This window comes from Mesorhizobium sp. WSM3868 (assembly GCF_002294785.1).
Taxonomy (GTDB): domain Bacteria; phylum Pseudomonadota; class Alphaproteobacteria; order Rhizobiales; family Rhizobiaceae; genus Mesorhizobium.
Genome location: NZ_NSGB01000003.1, coordinates 88,321 through 105,913, shown reverse-complemented (window position 1 = coordinate 105,913; position 17,593 = coordinate 88,321). Strand labels below are relative to the sequence as shown.

Below are 17,593 nucleotides of genomic sequence, written 5' to 3'. Positions count from 1 at the left end.
GACGATGGCCATGCCGGCTTCCTGCCCTGCTTTCCGTCGCGCCGTGCTGGCCCTTGCGCTGGTGGCCGTCGGCGTGCCGGCACTTGCGCAAGAGACGGGCCCATCTCACTTGCGATCCGGAGAATCGGCCAACCAGCTCGCCGCCGGTCAAGCGGCTGGCGAAGCCGTGCTGATCCCCAACCGGGTCATCTATCCCGGCGAGACCATCGAACTTGCGGCGCTGAAGCAGGTGACGCTGATCCCGGGCAAGCACACGCCGGACGGCATGGCAACGCGCTCCGAGGAACTCCAGGGCAAGGTCGCCAAGCGCACCCTTGTGCCCGGCCGCTACATTCCGGCGGCCGCCATCCGCGACGCCTGGCTGGTCGAGCAGGGTGCCTCGGTGGAGGTCTATTTCACCGCCGGAGCGCTGACCATCTCCGCCGCCGGCGTCACGCTGCAGCCGGGCGCCGCCGGCGATCTCATCAAAATCCGCAATGTCGACAGCGGCAAGATCATTTCCGGCACGGTAATGGCCGACGGCACGATTCGGGTCGGCGCATCGTGAGGCGCGTCTTTGCCCTTCTGCTGAGCGCCGCGATCGGTCTTCAGCCCGCATTCGCCGATGGGCTCACGTACAAGGCCAAGCGCGAACTTGCGCAGAAAAATGGCGGCGTCTACGACGATCCGGAATACGATCCGGCGACCACCACCCGCATGTTCCGCGTCTCGACGGGACCGAGCACGCTGCCGCCCGGCCAGGTCGCCGCGCGCATCAAGGACATTGCCCAGCTGCAGAGCGCGCGCGACAACCAGCTCGTCGGCTACGGCCTGGTCATCGGCCTGGCGGGAACCGGCGACAGCCTGCGCAACTCGCCGTTCACCGAACAGTCGATCCGCGCCATGCTGGAGAACCTCGGCATCGCCACCGAAGGTGGCAGCGCGCGCGCCAAGAACGTCGCCGCCGTCATCGTCACCGCCAACATGCCGCCCTTCGTCCAGTCGGGCGCGCGCATCGACATCGACGTCTCCTCGATGGGAGATGCCACCTCGCTTGCCGGCGGCACGCTGGTGATGACGCCGCTCAAGGCCGCGGACGGCGAGATCTACGCCGTCGGCCAAGGCTCGGTGATCGTGGGCGGTTTCACCGCCCAGGGCCAGGCCGAGCAACTGACGCAAGGCGTGCCCACCGCCGGCCGCGTGCCGAACGGCGCCATCGTCGAGCGCTCGGTGCCCGCCGAGTTCGACGACCAGGGCGTGCTGACGCTGCAATTGCGCAATCCCGATTTCTCGACCGCCATCCGCATCGCGGACGCCATCAACGATTACACCTCGCAGCGCTTCGGCATGCGCGTTGCGGCCGAGCGCGATGCCCGCACCGTGCAGATCAGACGGCCGAAGAACGTATCGGCCGCGCGCTTCTATGCCGAGATCGAAAACCTGGTCGTCGAGTCGGATGCGCCTGCCCGGGTCGTCATCGACGAGCGCACCGGCACCATCGTCATCGGCAACAACGTCAGGATCTCGCGCGTCGCGATCAGCCACGGCACGCTCACCGTGCGCATCACCGAGGCGCCGAAAGTGGTTCAGCCGGAGCCCTTCTCCAAGGGCGAGACGGCGGTCGAGCCCTTCACCGCCATCGAGGCCTCGCGACCCGACGCCCGCGTCGCCGTGCTCGACGGCCCCGACCTTGAAACGCTTGTCTCCGGTCTCAACCGTCTCGGCGTGAAGCCCGACGGCATCATCGCCATCCTGCAAGGCATCAAGTCGGCCGGCGCCCTGCAGGCCGACCTGGTTCTCCAATAGGCATGCCGATGATCGAGCTCTTCTCCTCAAACCCGCATCGTCGCCCGAGACTTCATACGACCATGAAGCTGCTAGCCGCTGTCGCGATCGCTGCGCTGATGGGCGGCAATCCTGGTCGCGCGGAAGAAGTCCGCCAGGTGCTGCCCGGCGGACAGGCCCCCGCCCAGCCGGCTGATCTCGCGCGCGGCAAGGCGCCGGACGAGAGCGAGATCCAGCGCTTCTGCTCCAACATCGCCGATGCGGCTCGCGACCGCCGCTACGCCTTGCAGGCCGAGGAGCTGAAGCAGCTCCAGGCAGGCATCGACGAGCGCATGAAGGCGCTGGAGACAAAACGCGCCGAGTACGAGCAGTGGCTGAAGCGACGCGAGGTATTCCTGGCGCGCGCCGAAGAGAGCGTCGTCAAGATCTATGCCGGCATGAAGCCAGACGCCGCAGCCGAGCGCCTGGCAATGGTCAACGCCGAGCTCGCTGCGGCCATCCTGATGAAGCTCGATGCGCGCAAAGCCGGCGTCATCCTCAACGAAATGGACCAGAAGGCGGCGGCGACGCTCACCGGCATCATGGCCAGCGCGGCGCGAAGGGTTGATCCGTCATGAAGTTGCAATTGCTCGTCCTTGTTGCGGCGGCGGCACTGTCCGGCTGCGGCACCGATCTCAAGGAAGTCGGCCGGGAGCCTGCGCTCTCACCGGTCGGCTCCGGCATCGGCAATGGCGGCGCTGCCCCCTACTCCTATCCGGAGCCGCCGGCGAGACCCGTCAAGAAATTCTCGCTTTGGGATGATCGCCAGAGCAGGCTTTTCACCGATCCGCGGGCGCTGCGCGAGGGCGATATCCTGACCGTCAACATCAAGCTCAACGACAAGGCTAATTTCAAGAACAAGAACGACCGCAGCCGCACCGCCGCGCGCAAGCTCGGCTACGACGTGACGCTCGGTTGGGACGGCAAGAGCACCAGCGGCAAGGGCGATGCCGGCTTGAGCTCCAGCACCGAGACCAACGCCGACGGCGAGATCAATCGCTCGGAGAATCTCGAGCTCAATGTCGCCGCCGTCGTCACCGAAGTGCTGCCCAATGGCAATCTGATGATCAGGGGGTCGCAGGAAGTGCGCGTTAATTACGAGCTTCGGGTCCTCACCATCGCCGGCATGGTGCGTCCCTCCGATATCGGCGCCGAAAACACCATCCCCTACGAGCGCATCGCCGAGGCACGCATCTCCTACGGCGGACGCGGCCGCGTGAGCGAGGTCCAGCAGCCGGCCTACGGTCAGCAGATCCTCGACCAGGTCCTTCCTTTCTAGGCCGGGGAGATCGCTGTCGTGTCAAATGTCGAGCAGGCTCAGCCCAAGAAGGGACCTTCCCTTGTGGTCCAGCTCGCCATGCTCTTGGCCATGACGGGCGCGGCCGTCGGCATGGGCTGGTTCTCGGGCGGCTATCTCAAGCAGGGAGAAGCCCCGGCGCCTGTTCCTGCCGCACCTGAGAACGCCGGCAACCCGGAGAAGTCGGCCGAAGTGGGCAAACAGATCGCCGGACCGACGGTGGTCCAACTGGCGCCGATCACCACCAATCTCGCCGCACCCAGCGAAGTCTGGATAAGGCTGGAGGCATCGGTGCTCTACGACGCGCCGCAGCCGCAGGATATGACCGAGCAGATCCATCAGGACCTGCTGGCGTTCGTGCGCACGCTGAAGATGCATCAGATCGAAGGCGCCAGCGGCTACCAGCATCTCAAGGCCGATCTCGACGAGCGTGCGGCGCTGCGCAGCGGCGGCCACGTCAAACAGGTTCTCATCAGGACGATGCTGCTCGAATGAGAAAGTTCCTCATCGCCACGGCGCTCATCGTCGTCACCACCTCTGTCGCCGCGGCCCAGCAGCTCGATCTCGGCGGCATAGGCAAGGCCGACGGCACCACGGTCGGCTATCTCATCCAGATGTTCGGGCTGCTCACCGTGCTTTCGGTGGCGCCGGGCCTGCTGATCATGGTGACGAGCTTCACCCGCTTCGTCATCGCCTTCTCGATCCTGCGCGCCGGCATCGGCCTGCAGTCGACCCCGGCCAACCTGATCCTGATCTCGCTGTCGCTGTTCATGACCTTCTATGTCATGGCGCCGACCTTCGACCAAGCCTGGAACACCGGCGTCAAGCCGCTGATGGACAACCAGATCACCCAGGCCGAGGCCTTCGAGAAGATCTCGGATCCGTTCCGCAGCTTCATGCTGCACAATGTGCGCGACAAGGATTTCGATCTTTTTGCCGATCTCGCCCGCGAGCGCGGCCAGACCGTCTCGCGCGACACCGTGGACCTGCGCATTCTGGTGCCCGCCTTCATGATCTCGGAAATCAGGCGCGGCTTCGAGATCGGTTTTCTGATCGTGCTGCCGTTCCTGGTGATCGATCTCATCGTCGCCACCGTGACCATGGCGATGGGCATGATGATGCTGCCGCCGACGGTGGTTTCCTTGCCGTTCAAGATCCTGTTTTTCGTGCTGATTGACGGCTGGAACCTTCTGGTCGGCAGCCTGGTGCGATCCTTTACCTGACCGCCCACCGGGCTCCAGGACTGCATTCAAAGCGCTAAGGCTTCGGCTGCTAAAGCCCGCGCGAATTATTTTGGATTAACCGTCCAGTTTAGCCGTTTGGTAGGAACTTGCCCGCATAGTCCGCTCCAGATGGCGGGTGATCGGGTCTCAGCGATCATTGGCATGATGCCGCACCGTCATACCGGACAAGCCGGTATGTCAAAAAAATCCGTGTAAAAACCAAGGTACGAGTATCATGTCCAGTATCATGACCAATTCCGCTGCGCTGACCGCGCTGCAGAGCTTGAACAACACCAACAAGCAGCTCGAGACCACCCAGTCCCGCATTTCGACCGGTTACCGTGTCGCCACCGCGAGCGACAACGCCGCTTACTGGTCGATCGCCACCTCGATGAAGTCGGACAACAAGGCGCTCTCGGCCGTTCAGGACTCGCTCGGCCTCGGCGCCGGCAAGGTCGACACAGCCTACACCGCCATCAACGACGTCAAGGATCAGGTGGACCTGATCAAGACCAAGCTGGTTACCGCCCGCGGCGCCAGCCAGGAAGACCAGCAGAAGATCGCGACCGAAATCAAGGCCATCCAGGATCAGATCAAGTCGTCGGTCACCAACGCCAACTTCGCCGGCTCGAACCTGCTGCAGAACGACGGCACGGCTGCTTCCGATCTGAACATCGTTGCTTCGTACAACCGCACCGGCTCGACCGTCACCATCGACACCATCAAGGTGGCCTCTGCCGACACGCAGGTCCTCGACACGGCGGGCACCGGCGGCATCGTCGGCGGTCTGCTTGCGACGACCTTCTTCGATCCGAGCTCCGCCGCCGTCGCCGACACCGCCATCGACACCGCGCTCGGCACCGTTGAAACGGCGCTCGGCAAGCTGTCCACCGGCGCCGCCTCGCTCGGTGCCGCAAAGTCGCGCATCGATACTCAGCAGAGCTTCCTGTCGAACCTGTCGGACTCGATCGACAAGGGCGTCGGCGCTCTGGTCGACGCCGACATGAACAAGGAATCGACCCGCCTGCAGGCCCTCCAGGTGCAGCAGCAGCTCGGCATCCAGGCGCTGTCGATCGCCAACGGCAACTCGCAGCAGATCCTGTCGCTCTTCCGCGGCTGATCGCCCAGCGAAATTCAGGCATCTTTGTCGGGTCGCGCCACCAGCGCGGCCCGATTTTCATTTTTGATGCTGCTGCCCCTCCGAGGCGCGCCTCTTCCCTCGAGAAATATTACCGCACCGCGGTTTCAAGGCTGGCTTTTAACGCGCCGTTAACTGTGACGCGCTAGCTATGGTTAACCAATCGCTATGACGGGCCGACCGACGGGTCGACAGGCATGACCGCCCCCGCCAGAGAGTTGACCGGCATGCGCGAGGCATGCCTGCTTTGAGAAGGGGTGTATCTTGGCAAGCATCATGACCAACGCCGCCGCGCTCACCGCGCTGCAGAGCCTCAACGCCACCAACAAGGCGCTTGAGACGACGCAGGGCCGCATCTCGACCGGCTACCGTGTCGCCACCGCTTCCGACAACGCCGCCTACTGGTCGATCGCCACCTCGATGCGGTCCGACAACAAGGCGCTCTCGGCCGTCCAGGACGCGCTCGGCCTCGGCGCCGGCAAGGTCGACACAGCTTACACCGCCATCACCGACATCAAGGACCAGGTCGACGCGATAAAGGCCAAGCTGGTCACCGCGCGCGGCGCCAGTCAGGACAACCAGCAGAAGATCGCGACCGAAATCAAGGCCATCCAGGACCAGATCAGGTCGTCGGTCACCAATGCCAGCTATGCCGGTTCGAACCTGCTGCAGAATGACGGAACGGCCGCCTCGGACCTGCATGTCGTGGCTTCGTACAACCGCACCGGCACGACCGTCTCCATCGACACCATCGACGTGGCAGCGACCGACACGCAGGTTCTCGACACCGCCGGCACGGGCGGCATCGTCGGCGGGCTGCTTGCGACGACCTTCTTCGATCCGAGTGCCGCGGCCGTTTCCGACACCGCCGTCGACACCGCGCTCGACAGCGTTGAAACCGCGCTTGCCAAGCTCTCCACCGGCGCTGCCTACCTTGGCGCCGCCAAGTCGCGCATCGACACCCAGCAGAGCTTCCTGTCGAACCTGTCCGATTCGATCGACAAGGGCGTCGGTGCCCTCGTCGATGCCGACATGAACAAGGAATCGACCCGCCTGCAGGCGCTCCAGGTGCAACAGCAGCTCGGCATCCAGGCGCTGTCGATCGCCAACGGCAACTCGCAGTCGATCCTGGCCTTGTTCAAGAGCTGATATTTCCGCTGAGGCAACCCCTCCATCGCAAGGCCGCGTCCTGAGCGCGGCCTTTTTCTTGCGCGTCGGACCGCTGCCTCCGGGCCGTTCGGGCCTCGCATAGCTCCTGGCCGCATGCGCTATCATCCTCGCACAAGCTTCGCGGTCTAGTCTTCCGGCGGAAAGTCATGCTGGGAGCGGTTGAATCGTGCCGGAACAGATCCAGAGCCTCATCGCGAACCTCCGCGGCTTCGGCGTCAGGCGTCTCGCTCTCATGGGCGGCATCGCCGCGCTGGTCATGGCCGTCATCGGCGTCGGCTCGGTCTATCTCAATCGCCCGGCCTACGAGACGCTCTATGTCGGGCTCGACCGCAGCGACGTGAACCAGATCGGCCTGGTGCTGGGCGAGGCCGGCATCGGCTTCGATGTCGGCGCCGACGGAACATCGGTGCTGGTGCCGGCCGGCACCACCGCGCAGGCGCGCATGCTGCTGGCCGAAAAGGGCCTGCCGACCAGCGCCAACGCCGGCTACGAGCTGTTCGACAATGTCGGCTCGCTCGGCCTCACCTCGTTCATGCAGCAGATCACCCGCGTGCGTGCGCTGGAAGGCGAGATCGCGCGCACCATCCAGTCGATCGCCGGCGTCAAGGCGGCGCGCGTACACATCGTCATGTCCGAGCGTGCCAATTTCCGCCGCGACGAGCAGCAGCCCTCGGCCTCGGTGGTCATCCGCTATGCCGGCGTCGATGCCGAGAAGAGCGCCCAGTCGATCCGCCACCTCGTCGCCGCAGCGGTTCCCGGCCTGTCGGCCGACAAGGTGACCGTGCTCGATTCCAACGGCAATCTGCTCGCCGCCGGCGACGACACTTCCAACACAAGTGCTGCCCGCACGCTCGGCGTCGAGCAGACGGTCGAGGCGCAGATCGGTGACAACATCCGCCGCGCGCTGACGCCCTATCTCGGCCCCGACAATTTCCGCGCCAGCGTCAAGGCCGACGTCAATACCGACACCCGTCAGACCGAAGAAACGATCTTCGATCCCGAATCCCGCGTCGAGCGTTCGGTGCAGTCGGTGCGCACCAACGAGGCCAGCAACCAGAAGCAGGCCTCGAACCCGACCAGCGTCGAGCAGAACCTGCCCGAGACGCAGACGACCACGACTGAAGGGCCGCAGTCCTCCTCGCAGAACGACCGCAAGGAGGAGATCACCAACTACGAGATCAACTCCAAGAAGATCGCCACCGTTTCCAACGGCTACTCGGTGACCAAGATGTCGATCGCCGTCGTCGTCAACCAGGATCGGCTGAAGACCATCCTCGGCAAGGACGCCACCCCCGAGCAGATTGCCAAGCGCGTCGCCGATATCCAGAAGATGGTGGCCTCCGCCACTGGCTTTGAGGAAAAGCGCGGCGACGTCATCGATGTCTCGGCGGTCGAGTTCATCGACGGGCTGGACGGTGAGCCGATCGACCAGCCGGGCATCCTCGCCTCGATCGGCACATACACCGGCACGCTGATCAATGCCGGCGCCTTCATCGTCGTCGTGTTCCTGGTCGCCTTCTTCGGCCTGCGGCCGATGGCGGCCGCGCTGACGGCGTCGGCCAAGCCCGCGGCCCTCTCCGGCCCGAGCTTCGACGATGTCCAGCGCTCGCCGCCGACCCCCGACGCGCCGGTGGCCGCAATCGCGGCCGACACGGCCGTCGGCGCCCTGCCGGGCGCCCGGCCGGGCGCCACTCCGCTCGACGACCTGCGCCAGAAGATCAGGCCTGCGCCGCAGGAACGGCTGGCACGCATGGTCGACCTCAACGAGGAACGCACCGCCCAGATCCTGCGCAAATGGGCGGCCGTCCCTGAAGCCGCGGGTTAAGCCATGGCTTCGGCGGCCCTTTTCGATCTCCTGCCCGATTTCGGTTCGCGCGCCCCGCGCGCCGGCCAGGCACCGTCAGCGCCTGACATCGAGCGCAAGCCAGACGTATCGCCACCGCAGGCCGACATCGGCGCGCTGATCGCCGAGGCGGTGGCCGATGCGGAAGCAGCACTCGGGGCACGTCTCGCGGCCGCCCACGAGGCGGCGCTCGAGGCCGAACGCCAGGCCAATGACGATGCGGCAAAGGCGTTCCTCGAAAGCTTCGGCGGCGATCTGGGCGCGGCGGTCGCGACACGGATCGATGCCATGGAGGCGCGTGTGGCCGAGCTCACCGCCGCCACCGTCGCCCGCATCATAGGCGGCGTGGTCAGCGATGATCTGCAGAAACGCTCGATCGAAGCTCTTGCCCGTACCCTAAGCGCCGCGATTGCCGACACTGAGGCGGTGCGTATCGGCGTGCGCGGGCCGCTGTTGCTGTTCGAGCCGTTGAAGGCAGCGCTTGAAGATCGCGCGGCCAATCTCGATTTCACCGAGGCCGCCGGCTTCGACCTGACCGTGGCCATCGATGAAACCGTCTTCGAGACGCGCATCGCCGAATGGTCGGCTTCCCTGTCGGAGGTCCTGTCATGAGCGCCATCGACCACGGCGAGGCCAGGCACGAGATCATCATCGTTAAGCGCAACCACGACGGTCATGACGACGGCCATCATGGCGGCGTCTGGAAGATCGCCTTTGCCGACTTCATGACCGCGATGATGTGCTTCTTTCTGGTCATGTGGCTGATCAACGCCGCCAACGAGCAGACCAAGGCGGCGGTCGCCAGCTACTTCAACCCGGTCGAGCTGATCGATCGCAATTCCAGCCGCAAGGGCCTGGAAGACCTTGGCGACGGCCCGAGCAAGGTTGGCCTCACGGCCGACAATCCGCAGGATGGCGCGAGCAAGGCCGGCGAGGACGGCAAGGGCGGCGCCGGCTCCTCCGACCGCAGGCAGACGAAGGAGGCCTCGCAGAAATCCGATCTCTCCGACGAGCATCTGTTTGCCGATCCCTATGCCGTGCTGTCGGAGATCGCCACCGATACCGGCGTGATGCAGAATGTCAGCGCCAAGGGTGAAGGCGGCGCTCAGAACGCCGGTCCGGCGACCGGCGCTTCCGGCGGCGAATCCTATCGCGATCCTTTCGCGCCGGACTTCTGGTCGCAGCAGGTTGCGACGCCTGGCGCCGAAGCCAGCGCCGAACGCAGGAGGATCGAAGGCGATCCGGCCAGGCCTGGCGAGAAGGTCGCCGAGACCGATGTGCCGAAAGTCAAGGCCGCTCCGCCGGCACCGCCGCAGTTGGATGCGCCGCTCGAGCCGCTGGCGGCACCGGAAAAACCCGGTGCCAAGGTGATCGCCGGATCGGACGGCGACACAAAAGTCGGGAAGGCCGAAGGCAAGGCGATCAAGGGCGAGAAAGCCCAAGCTGAAAAGGCAGAAGCCGAAAAGGCGGAGGCCGCTGCGACCGATGCTGCGATGCCGGGAGCCGCGGGGGCCGAAGCGGCGACGGCCGAGCCGGCAAAGGCGGAGCCGAAGCAAGCCTCCGACAAGGGAAAGAAGGTCCCGAGCAGCGCCGCCCTCAAGGCGGCCGCCGAAATCAAGCAGGAACTGGCCAAGGCTTTTGCGCCCGGTGAAAAGCTGGCCGAGGGCGTCTCCGTCGAGGCAACCGACAAGGGCGTCGTCATCTCGATCACCGATCAGCTCGACTTCGGCATGTTCGAGATCGGCTCGGCCGTGCCGCGTCGCGAGATGGTGCTGGCGATGGAGAAGATCGGCCGCATCATCAATGAGAAGAAGGGCACCATCACCATCGGCGGCCATACCGATGCGCGGCCGTTCCGCAGCGACGCCTACGACAACTGGCGGCTGTCCACCGCCCGCGCCCACTCCGCCTATTACATGCTGGTGCGCGGCGGCGTCGACGAAAGCCGCATCACCGAGGTCGCGGGCTTCGCCGACCGCCAGCCCAAGATCGCGTCCGATCCGCTGGCCGCCGCCAACCGCCGCATCGAGATCCTGATGGCGACCGGCGGATGAGGGGCAGGACCGCCATCGGCCGCGCAGTCGGGCTGCTGCTGCTCGCCGCAGGATCGCCCGCTGCCGTTTTTGCACAGGATGACGGCCTGCAGCCTTATCAGCTGGTGCGCTCGCTGCAGTTGGTCCAGGACCGCATCGCCGGAGGCGATCATGCGGCGCTGCCGATGCAGGCCAAGCTGCTGGAAATGACCGATGCGAGGCTTCGCGCCGCCGATGCCGGCGATTTCAAGGACCCGAAGAATTTCCGCGCTCTGCTCGTCTATGGCATGAGCGGCGGCAATCCCGTCACTGTCAAGGCGGCAGCTTCGCGCGCGGCGACCGACCCGCAAAGCCTCGCCATCGCCAAAGGGGTCGTCGCCTATCTCAACGGCAGGCCGGCCGCGGCAATCGAAATCCTGAAGCCGATCGACCCGATGAGCGTGCCCGCCGACCTCGGCGCCTTCCTGGCGTTGGTCAAGGGCTCGCTGCTTGCGACCGATGAACCCGCAACGGCGCTGACGCTGCTGGACGAGGCCCGCCTGCTCAGCCCCGGCACACTGGTCGAGGAGGCAGCGCTTCGCCGCTCGGTCGGCCTCGCAGCGACACAAGGCGACGCCGCGCGCTTCGCGCTTGCCTCGACGCAATATGTCGCCGGCTATCTCTATTCCCCCTATGCCAGCCAGTTCGCCGATTCCTTCGTCTCCGGTGTGATTGCGCTGCACATGTCGATCAGCCAAGACAAGCTCGCCGACATCACCTCGATGATGGACCCCGAGCGCGAGAAGGTGATCTTTCTGCGCATCGCGCGCCGCGCCGCGATCGATGGGCTGAGCGACCTCTCCGCCTTCGCCTCGGCCCGGGCCGAGCAGGGCCGCAACGGCAAAGGCGATCAGGACGACCCGCGCGCCGTGCTCTATTCGGGCCTCTCCACGGTGACATCGGCCACGATCGATGATGTACGCGCGAGGCTCGGCAAGATCGATCGCGGCAAGCTTTCGGAGAGCGACCGCGCTTTGCTCGATGCGGCACAGGCCGTTGCCGGCGAGGTCGTCGCTCCTGTGCGTGCGGCCGCCATGAATGAGACGGAGGCCGGTCCGGCCAAAAGCGATGCCGCGAAACCCGCTGAAACCGAGGCTGCGAGCCAGGCCGACGCCGAAGAGTTGCCCCCGGTGGAAGGCGCGATGGCCGAGCAGCCGGCCCCGGTCAAGCCGGCGGACGCGCCGGCCGCAACGTCCGCGCCGCCGGCTCCGCCGACGACGGCTCAGGCCGCGGCCGAGGCTCAAGCCCCCGCTCCTGCGCAGCCCGAAACGCCATCTGTGCTGCCTGCATCCACGCCGGCGGCCGCAGCAAGCCTCGATCCGCACGATCCCACCGATGCCGCGATGCTCAAAGCGCGCCGCCAGCTCGACCAGATCGACCAGCTACTTGGAGCCGCTCCCAAATGACCAGCGCCCAAATGAACAGCGTGAGCCAGGCCACGCCGGGACTTGCATCCGCCCACGTCCAATCGCGGCAGCATCCTGCCGACGGCAAGGAAAACGGCTCGAATTTTGGCGAGATGGTGCATGGCGCCGAACAATCGGCGCGGCAGGCAAAGCAGCCGGCCGAGCCTGTGTCTTCCGATGCGCAGCCGGCGCGGCGCACCCTCGCCGGTCCGCCCAAGCCACCACCCGATCAGGATGGCCAGAACAAGACTGCCGCGCCGAAGCCGGCGGCCGGAAAGGGCGCGAAGAATGGCGCCGAGGCTGACCATGTAAAGGCCACGGACGATGCCGATGCGGCGGCGCAATCGTCAGATAGCGCTCTGCTTCAGGACGGTTTGCCCCTGCTGATGGCGCTGGGCGACATCCGCCACTTCGCAACGTCGACAAATGCCGAGCGCGCTGGATCTTCTGCAGAGGGAGAGGCAGGAACCCAGCCCTCGATCGGCCAGGCCGCGTCTTCGCCGCTGTCGATCCGTCAAGGCAAACGCATGTTGGCCGACGCTTCCGAAGGCAGCGAGCCATTGCCGCGATCCGGTCGCGCGACGATGGCGACCGAGAAGCCCGGGCCCGATTTCGGAGAGAAACCGGCCGGTGCTGGTCAGGGCCCGGACATGTCGATCCGCAAGGACGACGTCCTGTCTGGAACGCAAGGAGCCGCAACCGACGCAACGACGCCGCAAGGCTGGCGTCCGGCGGCCGCCCAGAAGACCGCGCAAACGGCGCAAGCCCTCGCATCGAACAATCAAGCCAAGCCATCCTCTGCCGCCGCGCGCATGGATGTGGTCAGCCAGCAGAGCTTCCCCGCGCCGGCCCAAAACGCCTTCGGCCAGACGGTATCGGCGCTGGCTGAGGCGATCGCCTCTGACAGCGGGGTTCAGCAGGCCTACTCGAGCGCTCCGATCGGCTCGCACGCGACCAACTCTGTTGCCGTTTCGACACATGTCCTGAAGATCGAGCTCCACCCGGCTGACCTCGGCACGGTCACCGCCAGCCTGCGTCTTTCCGGAGAGCAGCTTTCGATCGAGATGAAGCCGGAAACGCACGAGGCGTACCGCCGTCTGACCGCCGACACCGACGCCATCGTCAAGTCGCTCCGCAGTCTTGGTTTCGACGTCGATCACGTCACCATCATGCAACCCTCGATAGCGGTCCATTCGCCCGGTCGCGTCGAAGCGAGCGGCGCACCGCCGATGTCCACGGGCCGCGAACAGCCTTCGTTCCAGCCCGGGAACTCGGGCGGCAACAGCGCCGGCGGCGATCGGCAACCGGGAAGGAACGACGGCAATGGCGCACAGGAATTCGGCCGCGCTGCTTCGCCTCTTGGCGAGCGCGCTGGCGACGATATCTACATCTAGTCTGGCCGCGACCGTCGCCGCCAAAGCCGCGCCCAATCCTTGCGAGCCGGAAATCCTGCGCGCCGCCGATCGCTATGGCGTGCCGGCCGGTATCCTTTACGCGGTCGGCCTAACAGAAACGGGAAAGAAGGGCAGCCTTCAGCCCAACGCTTTGAATGTAGAAGGAAAGGCTGTTTTTCCGCGCAGCAGGGACGAAGCGCTGGCGACGTTCGAGAATGCCCGCCGCGAGGACAAGACGCTGATCGATCTCGGCTGCATGCAGATCAATCATCGCTATCATGGCGCGCAGTTCCGCAGCGTCGAGGACATGCTAGACCCGCACCAGAACGTCGACTACGCCGCGCGCTTCCTGGCGAGCCTCCACGCCCGCCACATGACTTGGTCGATGGCCGTCGCCCGCTATCATGCCGGCCCCGACAACGACCCGGCGCAGAAGGTGTATGTCTGTCGCGTCATCGCCAACATGGTCGCCACCGGCTTCGGCAAATGGACGCCGAACGCCAGCGCGTTCTGCAACCCGTAGTTGCCAAACCATATGCCTTTGGTCCGCCGCGATGGGGTTCACAGCGGCCGCCGGCAGCCCTCTATCCAGTGCCGCGAATAGTCCCTTCACGGCCGGCTTTATTACGGCTCCCAAAAAAACTCCCAAGAAAATAGCTACAAGAAATGACGGTTTTTCAGGATTCACCGCACCGGATACCGCTTTCCGCACGGGGCAAATGAGATGATTCGGAGGGCGGGCCGATGATCGTGATCGTTGATGAGCGCGAGCTCGTAACTGAGGGCTACAGCTCACTTTTCGATCGCGAGGGCGTCGCCACCGCGGGCTTCGCGCCGGGCGAGTTCGGCGAGTGGGTAAACTCGGCCGCCGACACGGATTTAAGATCGGTCAGGGCTTTCCTTATCGGCGACTGCCGCGAGGGCGCGATCTCGCCGCGCCAGATCCGCGACCGCACCGGCGCGCCGGTGATCGCGCTCAGTGAACAGCACTCGCTGGAACACACGCTCAGGCTTTTCGAGAGCGGCGTCGACGACGTCGTCCGCAAGCCCGTGCACATCCGCGAGATCCTCGCCCGCATCACCGCCATCCGCCGCCGCGCCCGCGAAGAGGCCGCCTACACCGAGGTCGGCTCGATGCGCATCTTCATGGACGGGCGCGACCCGGAGATCGACGGCGAGCCGCTGCCGCTGCCGCGTCGCGAGCGGCGCATCCTGGAATATTTGGCCAGCAATCGCGGCCGGCGCGTGACCAAGACGCAGGTGTTCAACGCCATCTACGGCATCTTCGACGAGGAGGTCGAGGAGAACGTGGTGGAGAGCCACATCTCGAAGCTGCGCAAGAAATTGCGCGAGAAGCTCGGCCACGACCCGATCGATTCCAAGAGGTTCCTCGGCTACCGGCTGGTGTTTTGATGGCGTCGCCGGCACATCCCGCGCCAGCCTCGCGCAAGACACGAGGCTTAGTTTTGTAGCCTCTCAGAAAGGCACAGAGGAGATGTATCGATGAGCCTCTACGGAATGATGCGGACCGGCGTCTCCGGCATGAACGCCCAGGCTAACCGCTTGTCCACGGTGGCCGACAACATCGCGAATTCCGACACCACCGGCTACAAGCGCTCCTCCGCTGAATTCTCGACGCTGATCATGCCCAGCACCGGCGGCGCCTATAATTCAGGGGGCGTGACAACGACGATCCGTTCGGCCGTCAGCTCGCAGGGTGTTCTGCAATACACCACTTCGGTCTCCGACCTCGCCGTCAATGGCGACGGCTTCTTCGTCGTGCAGGACCCGAGCGGAACGCCCTATCTCACCCGCGCCGGAGCCTTCGTTCCGGACGCTCAAGGACGCCTCGTCAACGCCGCCGGCTACCAGCTGATGGCCTACAGCTACGCCAATGGCGATCCGGCCGCGACCGCCAACGGCTTCGAAGGCCTCGTGCCGGTGCAGATTTCCGATCAGGAGATGACGGCGACGCCGAGCACGGAAGGGACATTCACCGGCAACCTGCCGGCTGGCGCCACCGCTGTCACCGCCGGCAACCTACCCACCGACAACAGCACCTCGTCACAATACACGTCGAAATCGTCGCTGGTCGCCTACGACAATCTCGGCAACAAGGTGTTGCTCGACGTCTACTTCACCAACGCCGGCACCGGCACCTGGCAGGTTTCGGTATTCGATCAGTCGAAGGCCACGGCCGGCACGTCGTTCCCCTATGCGGGCGGCGCGCTGGGTTCGGCCAATCTCACCTTCGACACCACCACCGGCAAGCTCACCGGCGCGACCACCGGCGTGTCCTTCACGGTGCCGAACGGGTCGACTCTCAACCTCGACCTCTCCAAGCTGACGCAGCTTGGAACCGGCTTCACGGTCTCCGACGCCAACGTCAACGGCAATGCGCCGAGCACGATCGAAAAGATCCAGATCAGCCAAGACGGCGTCATCTACGCCCAATTCGAGGATGGCTCCACCAAGCCGCTCTACAAGATCCCGCTGGCCGACGTTCAGAGCCCCGACAACCTCACCGCGATGCCGGGCAACGTCTATGTGCAAAGCGCGGACTCAGGTGCTGTTCGCATCGGCTTTGCCAATGAAGGGAAGCTTGGCTCGGTCGTCTCGGGCGCGCTCGAAAATTCCAATGTCGATATCGCCGAGGAACTGACCAACATGATTGCGGCGCAGCGCAGCTACACCGCCAACTCGAAGGTCTTCCAGACCGGTTCCGACCTGATGGACGTCCTGGTCAACCTGAAGAGATAACCCCATCGGGCGCCAGCCCGTGAAAGACCCGCATGTCGCTTTCCACCGCATTAAGCATCGCCCAGTCGGCGCTCCTGGCCACATCCAAGCAAACCAGCGTCGTGTCGCGCAATGTGGCCGACGCGTCCAACCCGGATTATGCCCGTCGCGTCGCCGTCGTCACCAGCACGGCGCCCGGCGCGCGATCGGTAGAGATCCAGCGCGCCGCCAATGATCTTCTGTTCCGGCAGAACCTTTCCGCGCTGTCGGCATGGAGCGGGCAGAGCGCGCTTTATAGCGGCATGGATCAGCTCGACCTATCGGTTAATGGAGTCGACAATGCGTCGTCTGCGTCGACCGCGATCGGCAATCTGCAGCAGGCGCTGCAGCTCTACGCCACCACGCCGTCGAACCAGAATCTCGGCGCCAGCGTCATCGACGCAGCCAAGCAGGTGGTGAGCTCACTGAACGACGGCACCACGGCGATCCAGGATTTCCGCACCCAAACCGACGGCCAGATCGCCACCGCGGTCGACGGCCTCAACTCTCTGCTCAGCCAGTTCCAGGACGCCAACAAGGCCGTCATCGCCGGCACACGCTCCGGCACGGATGTGTCGGACGCGCTCGACCAGCGCGACGCGCTTCTCAAGAAGATCGCCGAATATGTCCCGGTCTCGACCTTCACGCGCGGCGACAACGACATGGTCATCACCACCAAGGACGGCACCACGCTGTTCGAGACGGTGCCGCGGTCGGTGACCTTCACGCCCTCGGCCGGCTACACCGCCGGTACGCCCGGCAACACGATCTATATCGACAATGTGCCGCTTTCTGCAGACACCGGCGACAATACCAGCGCCGACGGCAAGCTTGCCGGCATGCTGAAGCTGCGCGACGGCGTTGCCGCGACCATGCAGAGCCAGCTCGACGAGATCGCGCGCGGCCTGATCACGGCATTTGCCGAGACCGCGCCGTCTCAGCCCAACGCCGCAGGCCTGTTCACCTGGTCCGGCGCGCCGGCTGTTCCCGCTGCCGGCACCCTGGTCGACGGCCTCGCCGGCTCGATCAGCGTCAACGCCGCGTTTGACCCGAGCGCCGGCGGCAGCGCGGCGCTGCTGCGTGACGGCGGCGCCAACGGCGCGGCCTATGTTTCCAACACCGGCGGCGGCGCCTCCTATTCTGACCTGCTGATCGCCTACGGCAACAGGCTCGACCAGCCGATGGCATTCGACACCTCCGCCGGCATCACGGTCAGCTCCGGCGTCTCGGATTACGCGGCCAACACCATCGGCTGGTTCGAAGGCGTGCGCCAGCAGGCATCGACCAACGCCGACGCGAAGGAAGCGCTGTCCACGCGCACCGCCGAAGCGCTATCGAACGATACCGGCGTCAATGTCGACCAGGAAATGTCTCTGCTTCTCGACCTCGAGCATACCTATCAGGCGTCGGCGCGCATGATGAAGACCGTCGACGACATGCTGGACGCCTTGTTGGGCGCGGTGGGATAA

The 17,593-nt window shown here is 65.3% G+C and carries 17 protein-coding genes; all 17 read left to right on the top strand.

The features are described from left to right. Positions 1-4: 4 nt before the first annotated feature. The 17 genes from flgA to flgK all read left to right on the top strand — a co-directional run bounded on the left by flgA (position 5) and on the right by flgK (position 17,593). Positions 5-547 carry a flagellar basal body P-ring formation chaperone FlgA gene (gene flgA / locus CK221_RS06735; RefSeq protein ID WP_095777169.1) on the top strand — a complete coding sequence of 181 codons (543 nt, stop codon included), beginning with the start codon at positions 5-7 and terminating at the stop codon, positions 545-547. A gap of 149 nt (positions 548-696) precedes the next feature. After that, the gene (locus CK221_RS06730; protein WP_245430588.1) at positions 697-1,785 is read left to right on the top strand and encodes a flagellar basal body P-ring protein FlgI; all 1,089 of its coding nucleotides are present in this window, start codon (positions 697-699) and stop codon (positions 1,783-1,785) included. Positions 1,786-1,847: 62 nt separating this feature from the next. Further along, a complete protein-coding gene (locus CK221_RS06725; RefSeq protein ID WP_179295090.1) occupies positions 1,848-2,381 on the top strand; it encodes a MotE family protein in 534 nt (177 codons plus the stop codon). Then, complete coding sequence (gene flgH / locus CK221_RS06720; RefSeq protein ID WP_095777166.1) at positions 2,378-3,082, top strand: flagellar basal body L-ring protein FlgH; 705 nt, start codon at positions 2,378-2,380, stop codon at positions 3,080-3,082. Before CK221_RS06725 ends, flgH begins: the two co-directional genes overlap by 4 nt. Positions 3,083-3,100: 18 nt before the next feature. Further along, a complete protein-coding gene (locus tag CK221_RS06715) occupies positions 3,101-3,595 on the top strand; it encodes a flagellar basal body-associated FliL family protein (protein WP_095777165.1) in 495 nt (164 codons plus the stop codon). After that, a complete protein-coding gene (gene fliP, locus CK221_RS06710) occupies positions 3,592-4,323 on the top strand; it encodes a flagellar type III secretion system pore protein FliP (RefSeq protein WP_095777164.1) in 732 nt (243 codons plus the stop codon). Before CK221_RS06715 ends, fliP begins: the two co-directional genes overlap by 4 nt. 235 nt (positions 4,324-4,558) lie before the next feature. After that, a complete protein-coding gene (locus tag CK221_RS06705; RefSeq protein WP_067002410.1) occupies positions 4,559-5,443 on the top strand; it encodes a flagellin in 885 nt (294 codons plus the stop codon). Between the two features lie 282 nt (positions 5,444-5,725). Beyond that, positions 5,726-6,610 (top strand): flagellin, encoded by an 885-nt coding sequence (locus CK221_RS06700; RefSeq protein WP_067002412.1) that lies wholly within the window; start codon positions 5,726-5,728, stop codon positions 6,608-6,610. 187 nt (positions 6,611-6,797) lie between these two features. Continuing rightward, the gene (fliF, locus tag CK221_RS06695; RefSeq protein WP_095777163.1) at positions 6,798-8,456 is read left to right on the top strand and encodes a flagellar basal-body MS-ring/collar protein FliF; all 1,659 of its coding nucleotides are present in this window, start codon (positions 6,798-6,800) and stop codon (positions 8,454-8,456) included. A gap of 3 nt (positions 8,457-8,459) precedes the next feature. Continuing rightward, entirely contained in the window at positions 8,460-9,086 is a 627-nt protein-coding gene (locus tag CK221_RS06690) for a hypothetical protein (RefSeq protein ID WP_095777162.1), read from the top strand. Next, the gene (locus CK221_RS06685; protein WP_095777161.1) at positions 9,083-10,528 is read left to right on the top strand and encodes a MotB family protein; all 1,446 of its coding nucleotides are present in this window, start codon (positions 9,083-9,085) and stop codon (positions 10,526-10,528) included. Before CK221_RS06690 ends, CK221_RS06685 begins: the two co-directional genes overlap by 4 nt. Further along, positions 10,525-11,952 carry a chemotaxis protein MotC gene (locus CK221_RS06680; protein ID WP_095777160.1) on the top strand — a complete coding sequence of 476 codons (1,428 nt, stop codon included), beginning with the start codon at positions 10,525-10,527 and terminating at the stop codon, positions 11,950-11,952. The genes CK221_RS06685 and CK221_RS06680 overlap by 4 nt, the downstream gene beginning before the upstream one ends. A 113-nt stretch (positions 11,953-12,065) precedes the next feature. After that, on the top strand, positions 12,066-13,346 hold the full coding sequence (locus tag CK221_RS06675; protein ID WP_179295089.1) for a flagellar hook-length control protein FliK: 1,281 nt from the start codon (positions 12,066-12,068) through the stop codon (positions 13,344-13,346). Continuing rightward, complete coding sequence (locus CK221_RS06670; protein WP_095777158.1) at positions 13,276-13,869, top strand: lytic transglycosylase domain-containing protein; 594 nt, start codon at positions 13,276-13,278, stop codon at positions 13,867-13,869. The genes CK221_RS06675 and CK221_RS06670 overlap by 71 nt, the downstream gene beginning before the upstream one ends. Positions 13,870-14,090: 221 nt before the next feature. After that, complete coding sequence (locus CK221_RS06665) at positions 14,091-14,759, top strand: response regulator transcription factor (RefSeq protein WP_067002421.1); 669 nt, start codon at positions 14,091-14,093, stop codon at positions 14,757-14,759. A 90-nt stretch (positions 14,760-14,849) separates the two neighbouring features. Then, positions 14,850-16,106, top strand: coding sequence for a flagellar hook protein FlgE (locus CK221_RS06660; protein ID WP_095777157.1), 1,257 nt, complete (start codon positions 14,850-14,852; stop codon positions 16,104-16,106). A 32-nt stretch (positions 16,107-16,138) separates the two neighbouring features. Continuing rightward, the gene (flgK, locus tag CK221_RS06655; protein ID WP_095777156.1) at positions 16,139-17,593 is read left to right on the top strand and encodes a flagellar hook-associated protein FlgK; all 1,455 of its coding nucleotides are present in this window, start codon (positions 16,139-16,141) and stop codon (positions 17,591-17,593) included.

Bases quoted from the DNA above. Each gene is read 5' to 3' on its own strand.
- flgA (WP_095777169.1), top strand. From the start codon at position 5: ATGGCCATGCCGGCTTCCTGCCCTGCTTTCCGTCGCGCCGTGCTGGCC.
- CK221_RS06730 (WP_245430588.1), top strand. From the start codon at position 697: ATGTTCCGCGTCTCGACGGGACCGAGCACGCTGCCGCCCGGCCAGGTC.
- CK221_RS06725 (WP_179295090.1), top strand. From the start codon at position 1,848: ATGAAGCTGCTAGCCGCTGTCGCGATCGCTGCGCTGATGGGCGGCAAT.
- flgH (WP_095777166.1), top strand. From the start codon at position 2,378: ATGAAGTTGCAATTGCTCGTCCTTGTTGCGGCGGCGGCACTGTCCGGC.
- fliP (WP_095777164.1), top strand. From the start codon at position 3,592: ATGAGAAAGTTCCTCATCGCCACGGCGCTCATCGTCGTCACCACCTCT.
- CK221_RS06705 (WP_067002410.1), top strand. From the start codon at position 4,559: ATGTCCAGTATCATGACCAATTCCGCTGCGCTGACCGCGCTGCAGAGC.
- CK221_RS06690 (WP_095777162.1), top strand. From the start codon at position 8,460: ATGGCTTCGGCGGCCCTTTTCGATCTCCTGCCCGATTTCGGTTCGCGC.
- CK221_RS06685 (WP_095777161.1), top strand. From the start codon at position 9,083: ATGAGCGCCATCGACCACGGCGAGGCCAGGCACGAGATCATCATCGTT.
- CK221_RS06680 (WP_095777160.1), top strand. From the start codon at position 10,525: ATGAGGGGCAGGACCGCCATCGGCCGCGCAGTCGGGCTGCTGCTGCTC.
- CK221_RS06675 (WP_179295089.1), top strand. From the start codon at position 12,066: ATGGTGCATGGCGCCGAACAATCGGCGCGGCAGGCAAAGCAGCCGGCC.
- CK221_RS06670 (WP_095777158.1), top strand. From the start codon at position 13,276: ATGGCGCACAGGAATTCGGCCGCGCTGCTTCGCCTCTTGGCGAGCGCG.
- CK221_RS06665 (WP_067002421.1), top strand. From the start codon at position 14,091: ATGATCGTGATCGTTGATGAGCGCGAGCTCGTAACTGAGGGCTACAGC.
- CK221_RS06660 (WP_095777157.1), top strand. From the start codon at position 14,850: ATGAGCCTCTACGGAATGATGCGGACCGGCGTCTCCGGCATGAACGCC.
- flgK (WP_095777156.1), top strand. From the start codon at position 16,139: ATGTCGCTTTCCACCGCATTAAGCATCGCCCAGTCGGCGCTCCTGGCC.